This window comes from bacterium, from assembly GCA_037131655.1.
Classification (GTDB): domain Bacteria; phylum Armatimonadota; class Fimbriimonadia; order Fimbriimonadales; family JBAXQP01; genus JBAXQP01.
In genome coordinates this window covers 1-4976 of record JBAXQP010000203.1, presented here as the reverse complement: position 1 = coordinate 4976, position 4976 = coordinate 1, and the positions used below count along the sequence as shown (strand labels likewise).

At 49.2% G+C, this 4976-nt stretch carries 6 protein-coding genes; all 6 read right to left on the bottom strand.

Translation table 11 applies throughout. The features are described 5' to 3' along the window. Window positions 1-252, bottom strand: a 252-nt coding sequence (locus tag WCO51_09595) for a sugar transferase (protein MEI6513512.1), incomplete at its 3' end; no start/stop codon positions are given. A 56-nt stretch (window positions 253-308) separates the two neighbouring features. Continuing rightward, on the bottom strand, window positions 309-1619 hold the full coding sequence (locus tag WCO51_09590) for a glycosyltransferase family 2 protein (protein MEI6513511.1): 1311 nt from the start codon (window positions 1617-1619) through the stop codon (window positions 309-311). Then, the gene (locus tag WCO51_09585; protein ID MEI6513510.1) at window positions 1620-2312 is read right to left on the bottom strand and encodes a cephalosporin hydroxylase family protein; all 693 of its coding nucleotides are present in this window, start codon (window positions 2310-2312) and stop codon (window positions 1620-1622) included. A gap of 8 nt (window positions 2313-2320) precedes the next feature. After that, window positions 2321-3049: a transferase gene (locus tag WCO51_09580; protein ID MEI6513509.1), complete on the bottom strand. Its 729-nt coding sequence runs from the start codon at window positions 3047-3049 to the stop codon at window positions 2321-2323. Then, on the bottom strand, window positions 3046-3873 hold the full coding sequence (locus WCO51_09575; protein MEI6513508.1) for a 3-hydroxyacyl-CoA dehydrogenase NAD-binding domain-containing protein: 828 nt from the start codon (window positions 3871-3873) through the stop codon (window positions 3046-3048). Before WCO51_09575 ends, WCO51_09580 begins: the two co-directional genes overlap by 4 nt. Then, window positions 3873-4946: a DegT/DnrJ/EryC1/StrS family aminotransferase gene (locus WCO51_09570; GenBank protein MEI6513507.1), complete on the bottom strand. Its 1074-nt coding sequence runs from the start codon at window positions 4944-4946 to the stop codon at window positions 3873-3875. The genes WCO51_09575 and WCO51_09570 overlap by 1 nt, the downstream gene beginning before the upstream one ends. Between the last annotated feature and the right edge of the window lie 30 nt (window positions 4947-4976).

Here is a 4976-nt window from a genome sequence, read left to right as displayed (position 1 = left end):
CAACACCTCTGTAACACCGGCAAGAATTGAGCGTCCCAGTCCGAGATTCAATTCCCGTTCGCAAAGCACCACATCACACCAGTCGATAGCCCGAAGCATATCCCGCACTTGGGCCACGGCTGCCGCTTTGTCCGGCGTGCATGGGCCATCGCTAAAGGCGTAGATCAGCGGGACACGATTCTCTCGCAGGCAATCTAACGTCCGACGCAGATGGTCGGGCCGATTATATGCGAAAAGGATGATTGGAATCATGAGACACAGATAACTTTATCGCCTGATCGACGCTACTTTCACCTCAGAAGATATCGCTACCTTTTCACGCTCGCCCTGTATCTCGCCCACACGTGCCCTATAAGCGGGATACTTCGAATCTTGGCTCCATACCAGTATCTGCTCATGGGAATCTTTGCGAGTCTTTCCTGAAACAACTGAGCGCGACCAAAGCAGGAAGAACGCAATATGCCTTGGGCCGCGATGATGTCAGCGGCCTGAAGACCTCCATCCTGACTGCCTTTGTCATAGACACGAGCAGCCGAACCCCACAGGTCATTCCATGTTTTTGCCCAGCCAGCGAAAGAACCGCACCTGCGTGTTATCACCCCCTCAACTTCAGTTGTCGATCCGGCGCCTTGTCCTTGATAAATCCCATTGCTTCTTCGCAACCATTCCTCAAGTTTGTGGAACCGCTCTATTCCTGCGAACCCACTTTTCGTTGCGTCTCTCGTTGCGTCTCGAATGAAATCGCAGAAGCGAGGCCGGACCGCCATGTTGCCGACACGTATGCACCATTCCACGCAATACATGAGATACAGAAACACGCGCAACTCATCTTCCTCACATCGACCATTCAATTCTTCGTAGTACATGCTCACCTGGTCCAGGATACTATACCGACGCGCATAATCCTGAATCATGAACTCCGTGTACCCATTTGCCACCAGAAGCTTTACCCACACTGCGGGCAGTGCGCCTTCGCTCCGGTCAAGCCAGTGCGTAACATCCCGATGTATATGCGTCGTCCCTATCACCGCGACCTTGCCGCGACTGATCTGTCGCCAGGAATAGCCGACATCACTGGACGGCATCCGGGAGTCGAGCGCAAGTGTTGTCTTACGATGCACACCGTAAAACACTGCGTTCGTATTTGGAATGCTTGAGAAGCAAAACAGTCTCAATAGCGGGGCGTCATGCTTCAGAACAAATGGCACATCCCGGAAGCGCTCGATCCCACCGACATAGTTCACTGCAGTGCCGCCGACCCGAATACAATCGTTCTTTAATGCAAAAGACAAGCACTTCTCAATGTAATCCTTGTCAATGTAATCGTCATCTGCAAGAAACATCATCCACGGTTCGCCGGAGCAGGAATTGAAAGACTCAAAGTTCTTCAGGGCTCCCTGATTCTGCGAAAGCCTCAAATACGAACATCTGGCGTCAACGGTGTACTTCCTGCACACTTCCTCTGTGTTGTCTGATGAGGCGTTGTCCGAAACATACACGCGAATATTTCTGTGAGTTTGCGCCAGTGCGCTCCTGATTGTGCGGTCAAGACACTTCGCCCTATTGTATGTTGGTATGTAGATCGCAACCGGCGTAGTTGATATCGTGTGCTCCCGCATTTATCGAACTCTCTTCAAATACCCATCCGGTGCCACCGTAATCAGCAGCTTGCGCTGAATGCTCATGTCGATTTCGAACTCGGCATGGGTTTCCAAATACTCATGGACTGCCGTCTTGGGGTTATTGCCCTTTCCCCAAGGGCGGTCGGGAAACATATCGGTGGGCATGTCCTCGATCACAGTATCAAACACCACACAGTAACTGCCCGCTGTCACCAGCGGCGCGTAGGCCTCCAGTTCCGACAGCACATGGTTGTGAGCGTGATTACTATCAAGACACACCAGAACACAAGGCTTGCCCTTTGCCCTGATCTTGACTTGCTCGATGATCTCTGGCGCAATGCTAGAGCCCTGAATCATAGAAATACGCTTAACCATGGGATGCTTCTCGACGGCTTCTCGATTGTGGGCACGGATGTCAATGTCTACACCCAAGACACCAGCATCCTTCGGTCCCCCACATGCGGCATTTAGCTCAAGCATCGAGGCATAGAAGACCAGTGATCCCCCATGGGCAATACCGGTCTCTATGATGATATCAGGCTGCAGTGCGTAGATAAGTTCCTGCATGGCTACGATATCCTGCGGGTACTGAATTATTGGACGTCCCAGCCAGGAGAAGTTGTATGAATACTTATGTCTTCCCGACTCTCTGAGCCACCTAGAACTAATATCTTTGAAGTTGTTACGCATCGGCACTGTCATGACAGACCATCCTTCGAGGTCATATCCGTTTGCATTGTTGTCACCATTGGGTGAGTCTGACCGAATGGCGCTCCAGAAACATATGGAACTGGCCTCCGTTTCAGAACTTTCGCAGGATTGCCTGCTACAAGCGAGTATGACGGAACATCTTTGCGGACAACCGAGCCCGGAGCTATAACCGTCCACTCACCTATGGTAATTCTGGGAAGAACAGTGGCGCCAGCACCAATGAAGACCCCATCTTTTACTCTTACAAGTCCCGAAATATTGCACCCATGGGCAATGAACACAGAATTCCCCACAATTGACTCATGACCCACTAAAGTTCCGATATGTATACTGGAATTATACCCAAGCCTAACCCCTGCCTGCAGTACAACACTCTCCTGAATGTAGTTGCCTACTGCCAAATCCACCATTTCAAGATTCACGCTGGGATGAATGAAGTTTCCGAATTGGGCCCCAAAGGCACTCGCTTGCAGTGATGTCTCATACCTAGTCACACAGTCCCTTGTTATTAGATTAACAAAGAATACTTCATTACCGAGTAGTTGCGGAATCGTGTCACTCCCTCCAAAGACTGGGAATCCAAAGTAATTCTTGCCCTTCTTCGCCTCGTCATTATCTATGAATCCCAAGAATTCGAATGTCGGGTCTTTTAACTTGACCATTTTGATCATCCGGATGGTCTCCGGATTATTCGCTCCTATCCCGATAAGATTCATATTCCTCCTTTACCTACTCTCTCTTCGTCAACAAAATCCCTTATTGAAGTTCTATTCTTCTTTCCAAGAACACCGCGAGCAATGGCCCTGTCAAGGACCGGTGGATAGAAGATGGATGGATCTTCTTTGCTTAGATTGCGTATTATCTGTCTTGTCACATCAACTCCAACCAGATCAACTATATCGAAAAGGCTTATAGATCGCCCCATATGGTTAAGAACTTTGTCTATTGTCTTTGTATCATATCGGTACTTTTCCAGTAATTTGAATGCATTTGCAACGTCTTGAAACAGTAGATAGTTCCCTATGTATCCCCGATTACCTCTAACGTGTACAATCTCAACGTTCAACTCAGAGCACAATGATTCCACCAAGCACCTTATTGACAATACTGGCTCGAATGTCGTGCATGACAACTCGGCAAATCTCAGAAGATATATAGGGTTGAAGAAATGAAGACCAACGGCGCAACAATGAATCTCAGACGGCGAATAGGACGACGTATTCGTCAAAATGCCCTGATCCCCAACATCATATACCAATGACTCAATTACCCTTCTCTTTACGTCAACATCCTCAACTAACACCTCAAATGTTAGTGCCGGCATTAATAATTCAATATTGTTAACATAACAGATATGTCCCTTGCCTTTGGCCTTGTTCGGAAAGTATTTATCAATCCGCTTTATGTCCCTGCAAAATAGTTGAGACTTGTCATCATCAATATGTCGAGACCACACCGTTACATCGTACCCAATAGATTGAAGCAATGCCGCGACTTGTCGTCCCATCACTCCGAATCCAAGGATATTTACTGTCTTCATTACGCCTTCTTTCCCAGAGCTGTCAGCACAATTTCAATCACGCGATCCTGCTCCACCTTGGATATGTCGTGATAACTCGGCAAATTCATCGCCCGACCTGAAATGCTACGTGACACCAAATTCTGAGTTTGCGCGTTAAACATGGGTAAACCTGACAACGGCCAGAAGAATACTCGCGCGTCGATGTTATCCTTAGCAAAAGCTATCTGCAGTCTTTCGCGCGTCACGCCTGTGCCCTCATCAAAGACCACCGTCGGCATCCAGGAACCGTTCACGGTGCCGCGTGGCTCAGGGTTCATCTTCACCCCTTGCAGCGACTCGAGATGTCTGCGGTAGTAGTTGAGGATCTCTCGCTTCCGGGCCACCAGTTCCTCAATACGTTCCATCTGTGCACAGCCTATGGCCGCCTGAATGTTTGACATTTTGTACTTGAAGCCAACCACTTCTGGCCAAAACTGTTTGGCCTGACCGCGAGTACGACCATGGTTGGAGAGTGTTAGCACATCCTCGTACATATTTGGATCGTTTGTAACAAACATTCCACCTTCCCCCGTAGTTATCGGCTTTGTACCATGGAAGGAGAATGCACCAAATTTGGCAATGCTGCCGGCACGTTTACCGTGATAGACGGAACCGATAGCCTCGGCTGCATCCTCGATGATGGATATGCTATGCTTGCACCCAATGGCCAACAAACTGCTCATGTCACATAGATTCCCGTAGAGGTGAACCGCGATAATGGCCTTGGTCCTGGACGTAATGGCAGCTTCCGCAAGTTTAGGGTCAATACACCAGCTATCGGGCAAGATATCCACAAACACGGGCTTGGCACCAAGGTGCACAATTGGCGCGGCAGTGGCAATCCAGTTGATATCGGCCATTATGACTTCATCACCAGAACCAATGCCCAATGCGGCAAGGCCCATGTGTAGGGCGCCAGTACAACTTGACGTGGCAATCGCGTGCTTAACGCCTAAGTGATCTTTGAATGCTTCTTCAAAATGCATGATATACTGATAGCAGCGGTCCCCCCAACCGTTGCGAGCAGCGTCGGTGGCATACGCAACTTCCAGGTCACTACTTGACCCACAGGGTCCACATGT

Coding starts and splice junctions, on each gene's coding strand:
- WCO51_09590 (MEI6513511.1), bottom strand. CDS start 1,619: ATGCGGGAGCACACGATATCAACTACGCCGGTTGCGATCTACATACCA.
- WCO51_09585 (MEI6513510.1), bottom strand. CDS start 2,312: ATGCGTAACAACTTCAAAGATATTAGTTCTAGGTGGCTCAGAGAGTCG.
- WCO51_09580 (MEI6513509.1), bottom strand. CDS start 3,049: ATGAATCTTATCGGGATAGGAGCGAATAATCCGGAGACCATCCGGATG.
- WCO51_09575 (MEI6513508.1), bottom strand. CDS start 3,873: ATGAAGACAGTAAATATCCTTGGATTCGGAGTGATGGGACGACAAGTC.